This is a genomic window from Fretibacterium fastidiosum, assembly GCF_964642095.1.
GTDB lineage: Bacteria > Synergistota > Synergistia > Synergistales > Aminobacteriaceae > Fretibacterium > Fretibacterium fastidiosum.
In genome coordinates this window covers 1,337,216-1,357,566 of the sequence record NZ_OZ209244.1, presented here as the reverse complement: position 1 = coordinate 1,357,566, position 20,351 = coordinate 1,337,216, and the positions used below count along the sequence as shown (strand labels likewise).

Annotated in this window: 16 protein-coding genes; 11 read left to right on the top strand and 5 right to left on the bottom strand. The window is 63.2% G+C overall.

Going from position 1 to position 20,351, the window contains the following annotated elements:
- From modB to ACK28C_RS05820, 5 genes are all read left to right on the top strand, one after another.
- Complete coding sequence (gene modB, locus ACK28C_RS05840; RefSeq protein WP_015556989.1) at positions 1-702, top strand: molybdate ABC transporter permease subunit; 702 nt, start codon at positions 1-3, stop codon at positions 700-702.
- A 27-nt stretch (positions 703-729) separates the two neighbouring features.
- On the top strand, positions 730-1,791 hold the full coding sequence (locus ACK28C_RS05835; RefSeq protein WP_409152595.1) for a sulfate/molybdate ABC transporter ATP-binding protein: 1,062 nt from the start codon (positions 730-732) through the stop codon (positions 1,789-1,791).
- Between the two features lie 288 nt (positions 1,792-2,079).
- Positions 2,080-2,571: an NAD(P)H-dependent oxidoreductase subunit E gene (locus ACK28C_RS05830; RefSeq protein ID WP_015556988.1), complete on the top strand. Its 492-nt coding sequence runs from the start codon at positions 2,080-2,082 to the stop codon at positions 2,569-2,571.
- The gene (locus ACK28C_RS05825) at positions 2,568-4,454 is read left to right on the top strand and encodes an NADH-quinone oxidoreductase subunit NuoF (RefSeq protein WP_015556987.1); all 1,887 of its coding nucleotides are present in this window, start codon (positions 2,568-2,570) and stop codon (positions 4,452-4,454) included. The genes ACK28C_RS05830 and ACK28C_RS05825 overlap by 4 nt, the downstream gene beginning before the upstream one ends.
- Positions 4,455-6,161, top strand: coding sequence for a [FeFe] hydrogenase, group A (locus ACK28C_RS05820; RefSeq protein ID WP_015556986.1), 1,707 nt, complete (start codon positions 4,455-4,457; stop codon positions 6,159-6,161).
- A gap of 41 nt (positions 6,162-6,202) precedes the next feature.
- On the opposite strand, the gene ACK28C_RS05815 is transcribed toward ACK28C_RS05820, so the two are convergent.
- Positions 6,203-6,700, bottom strand: coding sequence for a prolyl-tRNA synthetase associated domain-containing protein (locus ACK28C_RS05815; protein WP_208873749.1), 498 nt, complete (start codon positions 6,698-6,700; stop codon positions 6,203-6,205).
- A gap of 199 nt (positions 6,701-6,899) precedes the next feature.
- Between ACK28C_RS05815 and ACK28C_RS05810 the strand changes: the two genes are divergently transcribed.
- The gene (locus ACK28C_RS05810; protein WP_015556985.1) at positions 6,900-7,547 is read left to right on the top strand and encodes a tetratricopeptide repeat protein; all 648 of its coding nucleotides are present in this window, start codon (positions 6,900-6,902) and stop codon (positions 7,545-7,547) included.
- Positions 7,541-7,900, top strand: a complete 360-nt coding sequence (locus ACK28C_RS05805; protein WP_208873747.1) for a cupin domain-containing protein — start codon at positions 7,541-7,543, stop codon at positions 7,898-7,900. The genes ACK28C_RS05810 and ACK28C_RS05805 overlap by 7 nt, the downstream gene beginning before the upstream one ends.
- A gap of 6 nt (positions 7,901-7,906) precedes the next feature.
- Here ACK28C_RS05805 and ACK28C_RS05800 read toward each other — a convergent pair whose 3' ends face one another.
- Positions 7,907-9,430: an MATE family efflux transporter gene (locus tag ACK28C_RS05800; RefSeq protein WP_208873745.1), complete on the bottom strand. Its 1,524-nt coding sequence runs from the start codon at positions 9,428-9,430 to the stop codon at positions 7,907-7,909.
- Positions 9,431-9,737: 307 nt separating this feature from the next.
- Positions 9,738-10,802, bottom strand: a complete 1,065-nt coding sequence (locus tag ACK28C_RS05795) for a histidinol-phosphate transaminase (RefSeq protein ID WP_015556984.1) — start codon at positions 10,800-10,802, stop codon at positions 9,738-9,740.
- Between the two features lie 314 nt (positions 10,803-11,116).
- Here ACK28C_RS05795 and speD point away from each other — a divergent pair, with 314 nt between their 5' ends.
- Together speD and ACK28C_RS05785 are read left to right on the top strand one after the other, a co-directional pair.
- Complete coding sequence (gene speD, locus ACK28C_RS05790) at positions 11,117-11,560, top strand: adenosylmethionine decarboxylase (RefSeq protein WP_208873743.1); 444 nt, start codon at positions 11,117-11,119, stop codon at positions 11,558-11,560.
- 127 nt (positions 11,561-11,687) lie between these two features.
- On the top strand, positions 11,688-12,326 hold the full coding sequence (locus tag ACK28C_RS05785) for a Crp/Fnr family transcriptional regulator (protein ID WP_015556983.1): 639 nt from the start codon (positions 11,688-11,690) through the stop codon (positions 12,324-12,326).
- A 58-nt stretch (positions 12,327-12,384) separates the two neighbouring features.
- Here ACK28C_RS05785 and ACK28C_RS05780 read toward each other — a convergent pair whose 3' ends face one another.
- On the bottom strand, positions 12,385-13,071 hold the full coding sequence (locus ACK28C_RS05780; protein ID WP_015556982.1) for a DUF2249 domain-containing protein: 687 nt from the start codon (positions 13,069-13,071) through the stop codon (positions 12,385-12,387).
- A 329-nt stretch (positions 13,072-13,400) separates the two neighbouring features.
- Positions 13,401-13,904 (bottom strand): PH domain-containing protein, encoded by a 504-nt coding sequence (locus tag ACK28C_RS05775; RefSeq protein ID WP_015556981.1) that lies wholly within the window; start codon positions 13,902-13,904, stop codon positions 13,401-13,403.
- 512 nt (positions 13,905-14,416) lie between these two features.
- Here ACK28C_RS05775 and ACK28C_RS05770 point away from each other — a divergent pair.
- Together ACK28C_RS05770 and ACK28C_RS05765 are read left to right on the top strand one after the other, a co-directional pair.
- Positions 14,417-19,666 carry a polymorphic toxin-type HINT domain-containing protein gene (locus ACK28C_RS05770; RefSeq protein WP_409152594.1) on the top strand — a complete coding sequence of 1,750 codons (5,250 nt, stop codon included), beginning with the start codon at positions 14,417-14,419 and terminating at the stop codon, positions 19,664-19,666.
- A 201-nt stretch (positions 19,667-19,867) separates the two neighbouring features.
- Entirely contained in the window at positions 19,868-20,296 is a 429-nt protein-coding gene (locus ACK28C_RS05765) for a hypothetical protein (protein WP_015556979.1), read from the top strand.
- Positions 20,297-20,351 lie beyond the last annotated feature (55 nt).

Below are 20,351 nucleotides of genomic sequence, written 5' to 3'. Positions count from 1 at the left end.
ATGGACTGGTTCCCGCTCTGGAACTCGCTGTGCATAGCCGCCATAAGCAGCGTCCTCGTATTCTTCTCCGGAATATTTGCCGCGTATTACACAGCGCGGCTGCCCAAGACGGTGAAGGGTTTCCTGGACGTCGCGCTGACGTTGCCCCTCGTCCTGCCGCCCACCGTCTGCGGCTATTTCCTCATTTTGATATTTGGGGTAAGGCGCCCGCTGGGGCGGTTTCTGCTGCAGTACGGGATTAAATTTGTCATGACGTGGTACGGCGGTGTGCTGGCTGCGACGGTTGTGGCCTTTCCGTTGATGTACCGGACGGCTCGGGGCGCCTTTGAGAGCTTCGACATGAACCTGGCCTATTCGGGCCAGACTCTTGGCTTGTCCGATACCTACATCTTCTGGCGCATCCGTATGCCGGCCTGCCGGCAGGGAATAATAGCCGGCTCCGTGCTGGCCTTTGCCAGAGCGCTGGGCGAATACGGAGCCACAAGCATGCTCATCGGCTACACGCCTGGCCGGACGGCCACTATCTCAACCACGGTGTACCAGCTCTGGCGGACAAACGACGAACGGGGCGCGCTGATATGGGTACTGATCAATCTGGCTATCAGCGCCGTCGTGCTTTTGGCCGTCAATATGCTTGAGGATCGGCAGAGACGGGTAGCCTGGTGCGGGGGCGCTTCGCGCTCCCGCACCAGGCAAATATGAAAGCGCGTGAGGAAGAGGAGTAGCGACGTGAGTCTTCTAGTTGATATTGAAAAAGAACTGGACGGTTTTCACCTGAAATCATCCTTTGAGAGCGGGGACGAGATCGTTGGGCTTCTGGGCGCGTCCGGCTCTGGCAAGAGCATGACGCTCAAGTGCATCGCCGGCATAGAAAAACCCGACAAGGGCCTCATTGTTCTGGATGAAACGGTTCTGTTCAACTCTGAATTGCGGATCAACCTTCCGCCGCAAAAGAGGCGGGTTGGCTATTTGTTTCAAAATTATGCACTGTTCCCCAATATGACCGTGCGTCAGAATGTGCTTTGCGGTCTGCGCTGGGAGCGGGACAGAAAAAAGCGTGAGGAGAAAGCGGCAGAGGCTCTCGATATGCTTCAGTTGACGAGTCTGGCAGGTCGCCGTCCCAGCCAGTTGTCCGGGGGCCAGGCGCAGCGGGTTGCGTTGGCGCGCATTCTTGTCAACCGACCCAAGCTTCTCATGCTGGACGAACCGTTCTCAGCGCTGGACAGTTACCTGCGGCTGAGGCTTGAGATACAGCTGCGGGATGTGCTGAAGGGTTACGGCCGCGGCGTCCTTATGGTAACTCACGACAGGAACGAAGTATCCAGAATGTGTTCCCGCGTTGCCGTGATTGACGACGGGAGGCTGTTGGCAATGAAGGACACGAAGGACTTCTTTGCGGACCCGGGGAGCGTACCGGCTGCCGTCTTATCCGGATGCAAGAACGTGGCGCCGGCCTGCCGGGTTGGAGAGCGCGAGGTCGAAGTTCCGGACTGGGGAGTCCGCTTCACGACGGAGGCTCCTGTGCGCGACGGCCTTACCGCTGTGGGAATCCGCGCGCACTACTTCAGCGCCGACTGCATGGAAAACAGGCGCAGGGTGCGCTTTACAGGCGAAATGGAGGAGCCCTTCGAGTGGGTTTTGGAGTTTCGTTTTGAGGGACAGTCTCCTGACAGCGAACCCCTGTGGCAGCGTCTGCCTAAGGACAGAAGACCAGGCTTTCTTCCCCATGCGTTGGGGGTGGCACCGCGCGACGTGCTGCTGCTTTACGATGGAACTGGCCTTCGCGAATGAGCGTTCAGAGCCATGCTTTGACGCCTGCCTCCTTCAAAAATCGCCGCAACCGTCGCCCGCCCCTCACGCGCTTCAGTGCCTTTCGCACCATGACAGCTTCTCGCCTGTAGAATGACGTTATCGCAAGAACAACGATACCACCCCTCCAGGCGTCTTGCAAATTATTTCACTTGTCTTTATAATACAATAGCTGATTGCCAGTCTTGTGTCGCGCTGAGAACGGCGCGTGGATCTGGCGTTCTTTTCATCTGTTTCCGTCTTGTCTCATTTACTTAAGGGGGGGCTTCTATGAGATATACGGACGTTGACGTTTCACGCATTCGGGACATTCTGCTGCGCCACACGGCTGACCAGACGAACCTGATACCCATCATGCAGGGGGTACAGGCGCTCTACAACTACCTTCCGCGTCCGGCGTTGGAGATGATCGCGGACTACCTGCACGTCAGCATCTCCAAGGTCTACGGCGTCGCAACCTTCTACGAGAACTTCTCCCTGAACGCGAAGGGGAAGCACATCATCCGCTGTTGCGACGGGACGGCCTGCCACGTCCGGAAGGGCGCCACGATCTTGGGGGCGATCCGGAAGGAGCTGGGCCTGACTGCGGCGCAGAGCACGACGGACGACATGCTCTTCACGGTGGAGATCGTCTCCTGCCTTGGAGCCTGCGGGCTGGGGCCCGTGGTGGTGGTGGACGACGAGGTCCACCCCACGATGACGGTGGACAAGGCCAGGGAGCTTCTGGAGTCCATTCGGGGGAAGGAGGCGAGGGCGGGATGACGCGCATCGCGAGCGTCCGGGAGCTGAAGGAGCGGCAGGCCGCTGCGGAAAGGGGCCTGGCCCTTCAGGACAAGAAGGTCGTCGTCTGCTGCGGGACGGGCTGCGTGGCCGGAGGGTCCCTCAAGATCTACGACCGTCTGAGAGAGCTCTGCGAGGGAGCGGGGCTGAGCGTTTCCGTGGAACTGGGGCTCGAGCCGGGGCACCGGGACCTTGGCATGAAGAAGAGCGGCTGCATCGGCTTCTGCGAGATGGGGCCCCTCCTACACATTCAGCCGCTCGACGTGCTCTACACGAGGGTTAGCCTGGAGGACTGCCAGGAGATCTTCGAGCGCTCTCTGAAGGGCAACGAGGTGGTGGAGCGCCTGCTCTACCGCGCGGAGGGCGGCACCTGCCGCACGGAGGACGAGATCCCCTTCTACAGGCTGCAGACCCACAACGTGCTAGAGTTCTGCGGAAAGATCGACGCGGTGGACCTGAACGAGTACATCGCGAGGGGAGGCTACGCGGCGCTGGGCAAGGCGCTCCACGACATGACGCCCGAGGCGGTCTGCGACGAGATCGACCGCAGCGGCCTCCGGGGCCGCGGCGGGGCCGGATTCCCCACCGGGAAGAAGTGGAAGTCCGTCCTCCGTCAGAAGGCTCCCAAGCACTACGTCGTCTGCAACGGCGACGAGGGGGACCCGGGAGCCTTCATGGACTGCTCCATCATGGAGGGGGCCCCTTACCGGATGATCGAGGGCATGACCATCGCCGCCTACGCCGCCCGATCCGACGAGGGGTACATCTACGTGCGGGCCGAGTACCCTCTGGCGGTGAAGCGCCTGCGGACCGCCATCGAACGGGCCACGGAGGCGGGGCTCCTGGGCGACGGCATCCTGGGAACGGACTTCAGCTTCAAGCTGCACATCAACCAGGGAGCGGGGGCCTTCGTCTGCGGCGAGGGTTCCGCACTGACTTCCTCCATCGAGGGCAACCGCGGCATGCCCCGCGTGAAGCCGCCCCGCACGGTGGAGCAGGGCCTGTTCGGGAAGCCCACGGTGCTCAACAACGTGGAGACCTACGCCAACGTCCCGAAGATCGTTCAGGAGGGCGCGGACTGGTTCCGGGGCATCGGCACGGAGGGCTCCCCCGGCACCAAGGCCTTCGCCCTCACCGGAAACGTGGTGAACACCGGCCTGATCGAGGTCCCCATGGGGACCACCCTCCGGAAGATCATCTTCGACATCGGCGGCGGCATCCGAAACGGCAAGAAGTTCAAGGCCGTGCAGATCGGCGGCCCTTCAGGAGGATGCCTGTGCCTCGACGAGCACCTCGACCTGCCCCTCGACTTCGACAGCCTGCAGCGGATCGGGGCCATGATCGGGTCGGGCGGCCTCGTGGTCATGGACGAGGACACCTGCATGGTGGAGGTGGCGCGCTTCTTCATGAACTTCACCCAGCGGGAGAGCTGCGGCAAGTGCGTGCCCTGCCGCGAGGGCACCAAGCGGATGCTTGAGATCGTGGAACGGATCGTGGGGGGCCAGGGCCGGCCGGAGGACCTGGACCTGCTGGAGGAGCTGGCGGACACCGTGAAGAACACGGCCCTGTGCGGGCTGGGCAAGACTGCGGCCAACCCGGTGACCTCCACCCTGCGCTACTTCCGGGACGAGTACGAGGCCCACGTGTCGGAGAAGCGCTGTCCGGCCAAAGTCTGCCAGAAGATGAAGCGCTTCGAGATCGACGCGGCGCAGTGCAGGGGCTGCACGAAATGCGCCCGGAGCTGTCCGGTCGGCGCCATCAGCGGCGTGGTGAAGGCCCCGCACCTCATCGATGACGGCAAGTGCATCCGATGCGGCGCCTGCATGGAAAACTGTCCCTTCGGGGCGATTCGGGAGGCGTGGTAAATGGGGACGATGATCATCAACGGACGGCCGGTGGAGTTCACCGACGAGAAGAACGTCCTGGCCGTCATCCACAAGGCCGGCATCGACATGCCGACGCTCTGCTACTACAGCGAGCTGTCCACCTACGGCGCCTGCAGGATGTGCGTGGTGGAGGACGCGCGGGGGAAGATCGACTCCTCCTGCTCCATGGAGCCGAGGGACGGGCTTGAGATCCGCACCAACACCGCCCGCCTGCTGCGCTACCGCAGGATGATCCTCGAGCTCCTGCTGGCGGCCCACGAGTGCGACTGCACGGTCTGTTCCAAGAGCGGTTCCTGCCGCCTCCAGATGCTGGCCCACCGCTACGGCGTGAAGCGCGTTCGCTTCGAGGACACGCGGGAGCGCCTGCCCCAGGACGAGTCCTCCTACGCGATCGTCCGCAATCCCAACAAGTGCATCCTGTGCGGCGACTGCGTGCGCGTGTGTCGCGAGATCCAGGGCATGGGGATACTGGACTTCGTCAACCGAGGCTCCGAGGCGCGGGTCCGTCCGGCCTTCAACGAGCCCATGATCCACACCCGGTGCATCAGCTGCGGCCAGTGCGCGGCGGTGTGCCCCACCAACGCCATCCGCGTCAGGCGGCACATCGACGACGTGTGGAAGGCCATCTTCGACCCCAAAAAGCGCGTCGTCGCCCAGATCGCGCCCGCCGTCCGCGTGGCGCTTGGGGAGCGCTTCGGCCTCGAACCCGGCGTCAACAGCATCGGCAAGGTCGTGGCCGCCCTGCGAACCCTCGGCTTCGACCACGTGACGGACACGACCCTCGGCGCGGACTTCACCGTCATGGAGGAGGCGGCGGAGCTGATGCAGCGGCTCGAGGACGGCGGGCCCTTCCCCATGTTCACCTCCTGCTGCCCCGCATGGGTGAAATACTGCGAGAACTGCGCTCCGGACCTCCTGAAGCACCTCTCCACCTGTCGCTCCCCCATGCAGATGTTCTCCCCGGTGATCAAGGCGTACTACGCCCAGGCGGAGGCGGACGGGCGGGAGACCTGCAGCGTGGCGATCATGCCCTGCGCGGCCAAGAAGATGGAGGCCGCGCGGGAGGAGTTTCGGACGAACGGCGTTCCGGACACGGACTACGTCCTGACCACTCAGGAGCTCATCGAGATGATCGAGGAGGCCGGCATCGACTTCGACGCGCTGGTGGATCTGGCCCCGGACATGCCCCTCGGCCTGGGCTCCGGCGCAGGCGTGATCTTCGGCACATCGGGCGGCGTGGCGGAGGCGGTGGTCCGCCGCTGTCTGAACAGCAACAAGCAGTACCTGTCCTCGGAGAAGATCGAGATGACCTCCATCCGCGGCTTCGACAACGTGAAGGAGGCCACCTTGACGCTCGCGGGCCAGGAGATTCGCATCGCCGTGGTGCACGGCATGAAGGACGCCCAGCAGCTCATCGCGGAGATCTTCGACGGCAGCCGAAGCTACCACCTGGTGGAGGTCATGTCCTGCAAGGGCGGCTGCGTCGGCGGCGCGGGCCAGCCCTACGGCCTGACCCCCGTGAAGCGGGAGCGCGCCTCGGGACTCTACAGCGCGGACAAGATGTCCGGCATCCGGAGCAGCGACGAGAACCCCATCATCACCTACCTCTACGAGAACGTCGTCAAGGGCCGCTCGCACGAGATGCTGCACGTACACCACAAAGTCCCCGAAGGGGAGCACGCCTGACGCGCGACGGGCCCGCGGCAACAGCCGTGGGCCCGTCTTTTCTACAGCTTGATCGTCCGCATCCTCGCGCCGAAGTGTTCGAGGTACTTCTTCAGGTCCTGCCACGACAGCCACACCGTCGCCGTGTTCTCGTTGGGGTGGACGCCCAGCCGCGGCTCCGTCGTCAAGCTGCGCTCCACGGCCACCTCCACGGCGTGCTCCTGGTCGTTCATCATCCCAAGGGGCGTGACGGACCCCTTGGAGAGCCCCAGGTACTTCGCCAGCCGCTCCTCGGAGGCAAAGCTGAGCTTCCCCGCGTCCAACTGCTCTCCGATGGACTTGAGGTCCGCGTGCCGGTCCGACGGCAGCAGCACCAGAAAGTGCTTCTTCCCCTTCTGGTCCCGCAGGAACAGGTTCTTCACCACCATCCCCTTCCCGGTCAGCCCCAGGGCCTCCATCTCCTCGATGGTGAAGACCGGCTCGTGCTCGTCCACCTCAAAGGACAGGCCCAGTTCCCTCAGCGCCGCGTAAACGTCGTCCCTCGCACCCAAAGCAAACATGCCCCTCTCCAAAATAAGATCGCCCGACGGAGCGCCCTCCGCAGGGCGCGTCTCCTTCCGCTATTTTACCATTGCGCCTCCGACCGCAGGTTCTGAGGCAGGCGACGGTTGGGATATAATGAACAGGTGGAGCAGCGCGCCCAGGACCCAACGCGGCCGGAGGGCGCGGCGATCGGTGCGGGGAGGTTCAAACGTTCAAATGGAAAAGGACCCTATGGAAGATGATCTCTTTGCGGAGCCGTCCGGGGACGGTGGAAACGAGGCGCCGGACCTGGAGGCCCTCCTTGCGGCCGCCGGAGGCGGGGACGCGGGCGCCCAGTACCGCCTCGGCAGGATGTTCTCGAACGGCCGGGGCGTGGCGCAGGACGCGGCGGAGGCCGCGCGCTGGTATCGCGCGGCGGCAGAACAGGGCGAGCCGAACGCTCAGCTCTGCCTCGGCGTCCTGTACGAGAACGGCCAGGGCGTAGGGCGGGACGTGGCGGAGGCCGCGCGCTGGTATCGCGCGGCGGCGGAAGGGGGCAGCGCAAGGGCCCAGTTCTACCTCGCGGACATGTACGTCTACGGCTGCGGCGTCGCGCCAGACGAGGAGCAGGCGGCGCGGTGGTACCGGGCCTCTGCGGAGGGGGGCTTCATGGCGGCCCAGTGCCGCCTCGGCTGGATGTCCGCCCACGGGCGTGGGGCGCCGCAGGACGACCGCGAGGCGGTGCGGTGGTGGCGCCTGGCCTCGGAGCAGGGCGATCCGGAGGCCACCTTGTGCTTCAGCGCCATGTGCGCGTCCGGGCGTGGCATAGACCAAGACGGAGGCCTGCCGCAGTGCGGGGCCGGAACGGAGGAAGGGTCATGGTGAGAAGAGAAAGGACCATGGAGGCTAGCGGGCTTGGAGGAGGACAGGGTCCCGCCTGGGTGCACCACGTCCTGTCGAAGGACGAGCTGATGGGGCACGGACGGCTCTACGCGCGCATCGTCCTACCGCCGAAGTCAAGCATCGGCTGGCATCAGCACGTGGGCGAGACGGAGCCCTTCTACATCCTGAAAGGAGAGGGCGACTTCATCGACAACGACCGGAGCGTCACGAGGGTGCGCGCCGGAGACGTCTGCCTCATCCAGGCCGGCCACTGGCACAGCATCGAGAACAACTCCGACTCGGACCTGGAGTTCATGGCCCTCATCTACAACGAGACGGGGCGGGACGCGCCCTGAGGGGCCCTACGCCTCCTCCGCACTCAGCACCTCGCCCCGCTCCACCAGCCGGGTGGCCTCCAGGCGCGCGTGGCCGTAGTAGAGCGCGGCCAGGATGCTGCTCACCATCCAGCCGGCGGGGTAACTCATCCCCATGCTCAGGGGCGTGTTGCTGACGTACCGGGACACGACGAAGAGGTAGCACTGGCGGAACACGACGAAGGAGAAGATCATCATCACCATGGGGACCTTGCTGTTGCCGGCCCCCCGCAGCGCTCCCGTGTACACCTGACTGACGCAGCAGAGCACGTAGAAGGGCGTCAGGAAGTGCAGGAACATCGCGCCGAACTCCACCACCCGCGGCTCCGGGTTGAAGACGGCCACCAGCTGAGGCGCCAGGGCCACGACCAGGGTGGAGGCCGCCAGCGTCACGGCGACGGCGCAGAGGAGCGCCGTGCGCACCCCCCGGCGGGCCCGGTCCGCCAGACCGCGCCCCAGGTTCTGCCCCACGAAGGTGGTGGCGGCCAGCCCCAGCGACTGCATGGGCAGGAAGATCAGCTGGTCGATCTTGTGGTAGGCCGTCCAGCCCCCCATGCAGTACTTGCCGAACTGGTTGATGTAGGACTGGACGAAGACGTTGGAGAAGGAAACGATGCCGATCTGCACCGCCGCGGGCACCCCCACCCGGACGATCTTCCACAGGAGCTTCAGATCGACCCTGAGGTCCCGCAGCGTGAGCTTCACGCTCATGTCCGTGCGCAGGAGGAGGGAGAAGGCCAGCAGGGCCGATATCCCCTGGGAGACGACGGTGGCGTAGGCCACGCCCCGCACGCCCAGGCCGAAGACGATGACGAGGACCAGGTCCAGCACGACGTTGACGAAGGCCGCCGCGACGAGGTAGTAGAAGGGGCGCCTGGAGTCCCCCACCGCGCGCAGGATCCCCGCCCCCATGTTGTAGAACAGGAGCCCCGCGATGTAGGAGAAGTAGACGTCCAGGTAGGCCATGGACTCCGGAAGGACGTCCTCGGGCGTCCTCATAAAGCGCAGCATGAGGGGCGTCATGGCCTTGCCCACGATCGTGAAGACGACGCTGAGGACGGCGGTCATCACCACGGCGGTCTGGACGGCGTCGTGGACCCGCTGGCGGTTTCCCGCGCCGTAGTACTGCGAGATGACGACGCCCGCGCCGCTGGAGAAACCCATGAAGGTGCCGATAAGCATGTTGATGACGGGCGTCACGGTCCCCACGGCGGAGAAGGCCTCGTCGCCCACGTAGTTCCCCACCACCCACGTGTCCGCCATGTTGTAGAGCTGCTGAAAGACGTTCCCCGCCAAAAAGGGCAGCGAAAAATAGAAGATGTGCCGGAACACGTCCCCCCGCGTCATGTCCGCGCCGCCCCCGCGCTGCGCCGCTCCCCGGACGCCGCTCACCGCCCTGCTCCGTCCCTCATCGCAAATCCCTCCGACAGCCGTTTCCTTCATTATTATTATGATACCCGCCGCGGCGAACCGCCGAAGCCGCAGAGCGAACTCCAGGCCCTGTCGCCTCATACCAATTCGCGTTTAATAGATTGCCTCCCCTGAAAGGGGAGGTGGCCCGAAGGGCCAGAGGGGTTGTTTTTCACGCTCGACAACACCCCCCAGCCCCTGTAGGGCAGCCCCCCTTGCAGGGGGGCCAACCCCTCAGTCTCGCCCCGTTGGGGCTCGCCAGCCCCCCTTACAGGAGGGCCAAAAGCCTGCCTTGCCTCCTCTGAAAGGGGAGGTGGTCCGAAGGACCGGAGGGGTTGCTTCATCAGGGGGGGCCAAGAGCACTAAGCATTTCTTTTAGCGCGATTTGGTATCAGCCCTCCCCTGCGCCTCACTCGTCCTCCCCAAGGATCTCCTTCAGCACCTTGAGGAGCTGCTGCATGTCCTCCAGCGAGCCCACCGTGATGCGGTTGTACTGCGCGAGGGCGGGGTGATCGAAGTGGCGCACCAGGACGCCCTTCTCGCGCAGCTTCAGGTAGAGCGCCCTGCCGTCCACCCGCGGATGCCGGGCCAGCAGGAAGTTCGCGACGGAGTCCGTGAGGTCGAAGCCCAGGAGGGCGAGCCCGTCCGCGGCGAAGCGGCGGCTCTCGCGGATGAGGCGGCAGTTGTTCGTCGTGTACTCCACGTCCGACAGGGCTCCCAGCCCCGCGGCCATGGTCACACGGTCGATGCTGCAGAGGTTGATGGAGTCCTTCACCCTGCGGAGGTCCTCGATCAGGTCCGGGTTGCCGACGCAGAAGCCCAGCCGCGCCCCCGCCAGGGACCAGGACTTGGAGAAGGTTCGGGTCACCAGCAGGTTCCCGTACCGATGGATCAGCGGCAGGCAGCTGGTGGCGCCGAAGCCCACGTAGGCCTCGTCGATGACGACGACGTTGTCCGGGGTGCGCCGCACGATGCCCTCCAGGTCCGGGATGGGCATGGCCAGGCCGGTGGGGTCGTTGGGGTTCGCGATGAAGAGGGTGCGGCCCAGGGCCATGTACTCCTCCGCGCGGATGGTGAAGTCCTCCTCCAGCGGAATCTCCTTGAAGGGGACGCCGTTCAGCTCGGCCAGCACCCTGTAGAGCCCGCAGGTGACCTCGGGGAAGGCGGCGGGGTGGTAGCGGTCGCAGAAGGCCATGAAGGCGAGGTTCAGGATCGCGGCGGACCCGCCCGCCACCAGCACCTCCTCCGGCGCCACGTCACACAGCTCCGCGATGCGGGTCGTCAGCCCCGTACAGTCCGGGTCCGGGTAGAGGTTCAGCAGGTTCGAGGCCTCGGAGGCGTACTCCACGGCCCTGGGGGATGGGGGGAAAGGCGACTCGTTCGCATTGAGCTTAAGGTATTTTCGATCCCGCGGCTGTTCGCCCGGAACGTAGGGCATGAGGCTCTTATACTTCGCGCTGAAAAAACGGCTCATGGAACAGGCCCCTTTCCTGGTATCGAACGAAGCAGGCGAACGGCCCCGCCTGCCGCTTCCCTGAAGGTCCAAGACGACACCGTTATTTTACCCGAAAAGGACGCAGTTTTCAGCCTTCCTGCACCCCGAAGCGGAAGAAGCGGAGCGGGAGGCCGTTCGCGGACACATCAGGCGCTGCGGGGACGTTGTTTGACAACGACAGCCTTTATCGGTACAATTTTGCCGCGGCTTTCGCTCAAGGCTGGAATTGCGGCGGCTCCCTGCGCAGGGAGGGCCGCGCCGCATTATCTTGATTTGGGAGGGGGCGCGGCTCGTTGTCGCCAAAAGGGGTTCATTTCATCGTGGAGGCTTCCGGATGTGACGAGACCATCACGAACGTCGTCCGTCTTCAGGACATCCTGGTGGAGGCCGCCAGACGGGCTCACGCTCAGGTCTGGTCCGTATCGTTCAACCGCTTTCCCCCGAACGGGGTGAGCGGCGTCGTGGTCATCAGCGAATCGCACCTCTCCGTACACACGTGGCCGGAGGCCAACTACATGGCGCTCGACATCTACACCTGCGGCGCCAGGACGGAGCCCATGGTGGCCGTGGAGTTCGTGCTGGCTCAGGTACACGCGCGGCACACGCACATCACGGAGATCACCCGCGGGCTGGACGACGACGACCGAATCTACTACCACTCCTTCATCACCTGGGAGGAGGACCTCAACGGCAGGAAGGCCGCGGAGGAGGGCTCCGCCGGTCAACCGAAGGCGTAGTCGTCGGGGAGCCGGTCGTCGGCTCCCCGCTTTTTTGCCGCTTTTGCGCTCATGGAGCTTATGGAAAGGGTGATCGCTTCTGGACAGGGACGGGACGCCGCTCAACGAGACGGAGCTGTTCCGGGGCATGGACGCGGCGGAGGTCCAAACGGCCCTGGAGGCCCTCTGCGCGCACGAGCGCCGCTACGCCAGGGGAGAAACCCTGCTGCGCGCCGGAGAGACGACGGACAGCATGGGGCTGGTGCTGGAGGGCAGCGTCACGATCAAGAGCGACGACGTCTGGGGGAACCGGACGATCCTCAGCCACGTCGGGCCGGGACAATTCTTCGCCGAGACCTATGCGTTCCTGAAGGGGTCCGTGCTCCTGGTGGACGTCTGCGCCAATGAGGACTGCCGCGTCCTGTTCTTTCGGCTTGACGGGCTCCAGGCCCCGTCGGGACATGCCGCCCCATGGCAGCTCCGGCTGTTGAGCAACCTCCTCACGATCTCCTCGCGCAAGAACCTCGCCCTGTCGGGCAGGAGCTTCCACACGTCGCCCAAGACCATCCGCGGCAAGGTCCTCGCCTACCTGCACTCCGTCTCCATCCAACGGCGCAGCGGGGAGTTCGACCTCCCCTTCGACCGCCAGCAGCTGGCCGATTACCTGAGCGTCGAACGGACGGCGCTCTCCAAGGAGCTGGGGAAGATGCGCGACGCGGGGTTGATCGCGTTCCACAGGAACCACTTCGTCCTCCTGTCCGGGGACGCCGGACCGAACCGGCCTTGAGGCAAAACGGCGCCAGACGCAGGCCCTGTGCCCGGCGCCAAAAGGGGCCGACCCGCCGCTACTGCACCGCGACCTCCGGATTCTTCTCGCCGAAGCGCTCCAGCAAAAGCGCGCCGATCTCCTCGCGGCTCTTGCCGAGCTTCTCCTGCTGCCGGATCGTCTTGTACGCCTGAAACAGCGTGGACGGCCCGATCTCCGAGCTGAAGAACCCAATCCCCTGATTCCACGCCAACAGCTCAAACACGTCGCCCAACGCCGCGGAATCGACCCCCTGCGCGTAGGCCTTGACCAGCTCCCGGCACGCCTGACGCATCCTCCCGGCGCCGACCGCGTTCGCCAGCGACAGGAGGAGCCGCGTCTCGTAGGGAAGCGTTCGCTTCGCGTCGTTCCACGTCAGGTCCCAAAAGTTCACCGCAACCCGGCCCAGCTCCTCGTCGATCAGCGGAAAGTTCGTCAGCGCCGCGGGGCGCATGGGGATCGTCCCATCCTCCCCGCGCACCTCGACGCGATAGAACCAGGCGTGAAACTCGTTCTCCGTCGCCCGCTCCGTGTGGTGCTCAAACCCCAGCTGTTCCATCACCGCGTAGAGCGGGATGGGCTCGAAGGTCTGGACGACCTCCAGCCCCGCCCCCACCGGAAGCTCCATCGCCTGCTTCTTCAGGCCGGGGAAGAAGTTTCCGGCCACTCCCCTCACGTCGATCCGCCTGAAGCCCGTCCTCTTGTCCTTCCAGTCCGCAAAGCTCATTTTTAGGTCCTCCCGTCCGGCCCCGCGGGGAGCCGACAAATTTTTCACGACGGGGACAGTGTACCCCACGTCCAACGTTCTTTGTGTTGTCGTAACCACTTCTGATACCAATTTGCGTCTAAAGGGAAAGAAAGGCCCCCCTGCAAGGGGGGCTGCCCCGAAGGGGCTGGGGGGTGTTGAGCCTGAGAAACAACCCCTCCGGTTCGCTGACGCGAACCACCTCCCCTGTCAGGGGAGGCAATCCGTATTAAACGCGAATTGGTATAAAACCAGCCGACAAAAAAAGGACCGCCTGACGGCGGTCCCCGCTTCTTCCGTTCCGTGCGGACTCAGGCGTCCTCGGCGTCCTCCTGCTGTGCCGCGCCGGCCTTTGCGTTCGCCCCCTTGACGCTGCGCTCGTTGGCCTGAATCTCGTCGCGGATGGCGTGGGGGTCCGGCATTTCCTTGATCTGCATCTCGTACTCGCCGGTGCCGGAGGAGGCGATGAAGAGGTCGCCGAGGTTCAGGACCCTCTGCGTAAGCGTCTGCGTCACCTCGACGGTGCGGATGCTGCTGTAGCTGATCTCGATGGACTTGCGGTTCAGGATGCCCTGGTCCAGCGCCACCTCGTCGGGCCGCACGGTGAGGGAGATGCTCGCACGCCGCACCACCATGTACAGGAAGATGGCGATGGCGACCACGGCCCACGCCGCCCACAGGACCCCCTTGATCTTCGCCTCGAAGGGCGCCAGGATCGTCAGGGCGATCACGACCACAGCCAGCAGGACGATCAGCGAGATGCTCCTGTAGAAACTCTTCCACGCGGGCCTGTAAATCTTCTCGTTTCCAGCCATACTCTCTGCCTCCCAAAAGGTCATCGATGACACATGATTTTCTATTATAGCAAAAACGGCTGAAACCTGCGGATCAAATCCCGCGTCCTCCCCTCAATATTTTTTGCATTTTGCGCCGTCCCGGCCCGAGCGGCCCAAATGCCGAGGCACCGCCCGCACTTAAAGCTGGATAACCTGGCGGAGACCTCCTGCGACACCATGCACACCAACGTGGAGATCGGCATGAAGGGCCTGAAACGCTCAGGCCTTCGCCTCTTCGCCGGAAGTTCTCCGCAGCCACCGACTGATGAGTTTTTTTGCACATTGCGAGTTTTAACGAGTTTTAAGTAGAACAACCTATTGTAAAATCACAGGCTTCGTAATTTACTCAATACATTGAAGTTTTTCGCCTTCTACAGTACCCCTCGCGGCTCCGGGGGCGGATGGGCAATGCCCTCCGAACAAATCCAGAGCCTGGCGTACCGACATCGATCCTGAACGGCAGAACGTTTTTAATGTGAAGGAGGTCCCTCATGCGCTACCGCACCCGAAGGCTCACGGCCCTGCTGCTGGTGTTTACCCTGGTCTTTCAGTTGCTGCCGATCCCCGCTTTTGCGAGTGGAAGCAGGGGACTTCCCTCGCGGGCGCAGCGTGCCGACGCCTCTGCACCCCAGAGCGAAAGCGGCTTCCTCCGTGCTTCGGCAGCCTCCGCGAACACGGTTGCCATCACCGCGCCGGCCGACATGGCCGTCGTCACGAAGCCCACGGAGGTCGTCGGCACCGCCATGGCCGAAGGCCTGACGAGGTACAGGCTGGCCTGTGCGCCGGTGCAGAAGAGAAACGACAGCGACCCGGAATATGCCCCGGCCTCCTACACCGTGTTTGCGGAGGGCACGCAGCCCGTGGACGGCGGCGTGCTGGGCGTGTTCGACCCCACTCTGCTGGTCAACGGCCACTACGTCCTGCGGCTTTCGGTGGAGGCCGGAGGCGCTACCACCACAAAGGAGATAACGGTCTCCGTGGAGGGGGAGCTGAAGGCGGGCAGCTTCTCGATGAGCTTTGTCGACATGGACCTCCCCATCCACGGGCTCCCGCTCTCGGTCATCCGGACCTACGACAGCAGGGAAAAGGACGCCATCGGCCGGTTCGGCTATGGGTGGGACATGAAGCTGTCCAGGGCGATGCTGTCGGAGAACGGCACGCCGGGGAAGAACTGGAAGATGGTCCAGTCCGGCGGCGGGTGGCTGAAGAGCTACAGGCTGGTGGAGGAGAAGCCTCACGAGGTGGTCGTCCACTGGGGCAACGGCAGGACGGAGAAGTTTGCGCTGGAGCTCCTGCCAGCGCAGTCCATGCAGCCGATCCGCTGGGTCAGCGCGACCTACCGGAACACGAGCGGCGGCAAGTCGACGCTGGCGCCGCTGGGGCAGTCGACGGACCTGTTGTACCAACAGAGCAAGGGTGGGGTCTGCGACTACGACCTGGAGCCCTATAACCCACAGCGGTACGAGCTGACGGCAGTGGATGGGACCGTTTACGTCTTCAACGACCTCACGGGTCTGGAGAGCGTCACGGGGACGAACGGCGAGGTTGTCACGATCACGGACGACGGGGTGACGCACTCGGACGGCAAGTCCATCGTCTTCGAGCGGGACGGGCTGAAGCGGATAACGAAGATCAGCGGTCCGACGGGACACGCCGTCACGTACCGCTACGACGCCGAGGGCGACCTGGCCTCCGTGACGGATATCGGCGGTCAGGAGACGACGTTCGGGTACGACGGCACACATTACCTGACGAGCCTCACGGACCCTCGTGGCGTGCAGGTTGCACGGAATGAGTACGACGAAGCGGGGCGCCTCATTGCGGTGGTGGACGCGAGCGGTCGGCGCATCTCGTACGCGCACGACCTGGACGCGCGGCGTACGGTGGTGACGGACCGTCTGGGCAACACGACGCTTCACGTCTACGACGAGCGGGGCAACGAGGTGTCCGTGACGGACGGGAACGGGCACGTGACGACGCACACCTACGACGAGAACGGGCGCCTGGCGACGACGACGGACGCGCTGGGGAACACGACGCAGTACCGTTACTCGGCGGACGGCCGCCTTCTTTCGATGACGAACGCGTTAGGCTTGAAGGTGGAGAACGCCTACACGAGCAAGAACGAGCTGATGACGGTCCACGCCTTCGGGGTGAAGCAGGCGGACTTCTCCTACGACGCCGCCGGCCAGATGACGCGGGCGACGGACGCGGTGGGGAACGTCCGTCAGTACGACTACTACGGCAGCGGGCGCCTGAGGAGCATCACGGACGGGATCGGGGCCGTCATGCAGTTCACGTACGACGGGCAGGGTAACGTGCTGTCCACGACGAATGGAGCGGGAGAGACGGCGACGTTCACGTACGACGCGGACGGCAACGCGCTCTCGAAGACGCTGACGCGCCGCGGGGAGAACGGGGCGAACAAGGTCCTGACGGAGACGTACCAGTACGACGTATACGGGAACGTGACGAAGACGGTCTACGCGGACGGGACGTTTACCGGGGCGGAGTACGACAGCGTGGGGAACCGAACGGCGGTGACCGATTCGTCCGGCCGTCGGACGACCTTTGAGTACGACCTCTTCCGGAACCTGAAGAAGGTCAACTACTACGACGGGACGACGGAGCGGTTCGAGTACGACGCGGAGCACCGAAACGTGCGAGCGACGGACCGTTACGGTCAGAGCGTGGCGATGGCGTACGACCACGTGGGGAACCTTGTGAGCAAGACGTACGCGGATGGGACGACGGAGCGCTTTGTCTACGACGCGAAGGACCGTCTGACGACGAAGACGGACCGGGGTGGCGGGGTCACGACGTACACCTACGACGCGATCGACCGGAACACGGCCATCACGGACGCGCTGGGGCAGCGGACGGAGTTTGTGTACGACGAGCGCTCTCAGGTGTCGCAGGTGAAGGACCCGCTGGGGAACGTGACCCGGTACGAGTACGACGCCAACGGGAATCGGACGAAGGCGACGCTGGCGAACGGGAGCACGATGACGAGCGCGTACGACGCGCGGGGTCGCATCGTCAGGCAGACGGATCAGAACGGGCACGTGACGACGTACCGATACGACGGCCAGGACCGCCTGACCGGGGTTGTCGACGCGCTGGGGCAGGAGTGGGTCTACCGCTACAACACGGTGGGCGAGCTGACGTCGGTGACGGACCCTGCGGGGAACCGGATGGCGTACGAGTACGACGACCTGGGGCGTCTGGTGAAGACGGTGAATGCGGCGGGGCAGGAGAAGCGGAACGCCTACGACAGCCGCGGGAACCTGGAGTCGGAGACGGACTTCTCCGGGGTACGGAGGCAGTACGGCTACGACGGCGGCGACCGTCTGCGCCAGATCACGGCGGGGAGCCGGACGGTGACGTTCACCTACGACGGGTCGGGGCGGCTCGAGGGGGTCTCGGACGAGAACGGCGTGACGCGCTATCGCTACGACGCAGTGGGGCGCCTGTCCTCGGAGCAGAAGCCGGATGGGTCGATCCTGTCGTACGAGTACGACGGGGCGGGCCGGGTACGCAGGCTCACGACGCCCTGGGGCAGCACGGTCAGCACCTACGATGCGCTGGGTCGTCTGGTAACGGTGACGGACCGGGCCGGTGCCATCACGAGCTACGAGTACGACGCGAACGGGAACCGGACGAAAGCGACGTACTCCAACGGGCTGACGACGGCCTGGGAGTACAACGTGGTGAACGCGCTGACGCGGGAGCGGATCACGGACCGGGGCGGTTCTCTCGTTGGGGAGTACGTCTACACGGTGGGCAGCGCGGGCGAGCGCCTGGGGGTTCAGGAGATCGGCCGGAGCGGCAACCGCACGGTGACGTACGCGTACGACGCGCTGTACCGCCTGACGGGTGAGACGGTGACAGAGAACGGGACGACCAGCGTCAAGAGCTATGCCTACGATGCGGCGGGGAACCGTGTCACGAAGAGCGTGGGCGGCGCGACGACAAGCTATACCTACAACCGCCTGAACCAACTGACGGGCGAGACGTCCGCGTCCGGCGACGTGACCTACACCTACGACGCGGCGGGGAACCGGACGAAGAAGGTTTCGGGGAATCGGACGACGACCTTCGCGTACGACGAGTTCAACCGCCTGACGCGCGCCACGGTGCAGGAGGGCGCGAACGTGGCGGTGGAGGAGTACGGTTACGACTGGCGCGGCAACCGCATCCGGAAGTCGCGGGAGGGCGTCACGGTCCGGTATCTGGTGGACGCGAACCACTGGATATCCCACGTGGTGGCGGAGACGGACGGCACGGGAGTGCCCCTGGCCTACTACACCCGCGGCGGGGACGACCTGATCTCCATGGAGCGGGGCGGAGCGAAGCGCTGGTACCTGGTCGACGGGCACGGTTCGGTACGGATGCTGGCGAACGAGTCGGGCCAGGTGACAGACCGCTGGACGTACGACGCGTGGGGGGAGACGACGTCGCGCACGGGCGTGACGGAGAACGACTACCAGTACGCGGGCGAGCGTTTCGACCGGACGACGGAGCTGTACCAGCTGCGGGCGCGGTACATGGACCCGAAGACGGGGACGTTCCTGAGCCTGGACCCGCACCAGGGGAACCGGCAAGACCCGCTGAGCCTGCATAAGTACCTGTACGCCAACGCGAACCCCGTCAACAACACCGACCCGACGGGGCTGTTCTCGCTGGGAGAAACGACGAGTTCGCTGTTTGTTCTGGACATTTTGAATGGCACGGTTACGCTGAACTACGCACTGGCATTCCAGATGTTGATGAACGCAGCCCACGCTGCCAACGTCTCGTATTCAATAACGGCACTGGTCACGGCTGCTCTGACGGGAAAAACCGAAGGGGTCCTGCCTGCAATAGCGAATGGGCTTGTATCAATTGCAAGCTTTTCCAGTATCTGTGAATCGCATCTTGCAATGCAGATACTTACGAAAGCTCTTGCAGCGTATGGAGCAAACGAGAGCTTGGAGGCTTTTCTGAAAGCTGTTCGGGACGACGACGTTCCCAAAATGCTGTTATACGGTCTGCAGTTTTCGTTGGACCTTGCCGTGCTGCATGAAAGCTGCTTTGACGGCGACACGCTGGTGGCGACGGAGGCGGGGTTCAAGCGCATCGACGAGGTTCAGGCCGGGGACCGGGTGTGGTCGTACAACGCCGAGACCGGCGAGAGGGCGTTGAAGGTCGTCAAGGAAGTATTTGTCCGGGAGAACGACGAGCTTCTGCACATCGAGACGAGCCGGGGCGCCATCGATGCGACGACCAACCACCCGTTCTACGTCGTGGGCAAGGGCTGGGTAGCGGCGGGCGACCTGGCGGTGGGAGACTGCATCCATGCTATCTCCGGTGACGCGGGGGTTGTGACGGGGCTGGAGCTGGAGAAGCTGGACAAGCCGATCTCTGTCTACAACCTCGATGTCGAGGACTTCCACTCCTACTTCGTCGCCGGCGGCGTGCTGGTGCATAATGTATGCGTAGAAGGAAGAGGTTCGACCGGCCGTACTGAGCCGAGGAACTTGATGGAGGAAATGGCTTATGAGGCAGCAAAAGAGTATCCATTTGCCGAACACAACGGAAGGTCCCTTAAATTTGTGAAGGGCGATCTTGAAGACCCGAGGTGGAAAGGTTGGCAAAAATGGCAAGCTGTCTTTAAGAGCAATAATGGCAAAATAGTTAATATACATTTTGTTTATGAACCCATGAAGCAATTATTTGATGACTTCAAGTTTAAGAATTAATTCCACCTTAAAAAGATGAGGGATGACAAGAAAAGGTTCCATGAATGATGTATTTGTTTAGAGCAAAACTAGATAACAGAGGCAATTAAGAAGACCATTACTTATAGCTTGTTTCCCAATTTACTGGTGGTCCTCGAATAGAGACCCACCAGTAATTTTATGGTCTGTGAAGATTAGTTTTGAGGATGGGAGGCAGAGGAAATGCTGGTTAAATACTCAAGACCATTTAAGTCGTATCCGTTTAACGTGATCTCATTGTCAAAGTCTTTCTCTGAGCAATTGGTTAAGGAGAAAGTTTATTTGGTAATTGAAGCGAGTTTTGACTTCAGGATAAACAAGTACTCTGAAGTACTGGGGGCCTTTTACAGAATTATTGATGAGGGGGGGACACCGGCAATTTATAATGCTGATGGTTTTGAAATCGTTTCAGGGAACCTTGATGGATACTATTTGGCGCAAAACAGAAATGATTATATAATAATGACTCATAAATTGATTTTTGAAGCAAACCCAGATAAATTTTGGGACACATACTTTGAGAGCACTACTAATGAGGGGAAAAACCTATTGAAGAGTGTGATAAAAGATTTGGCTTCCAAGGAAAATATACCAGAACCAATACTGGAATAGAGGAGAAGTTCATGCCCCAGGCGATATTAGGACGTAACATAACAGTCAGCTGTTT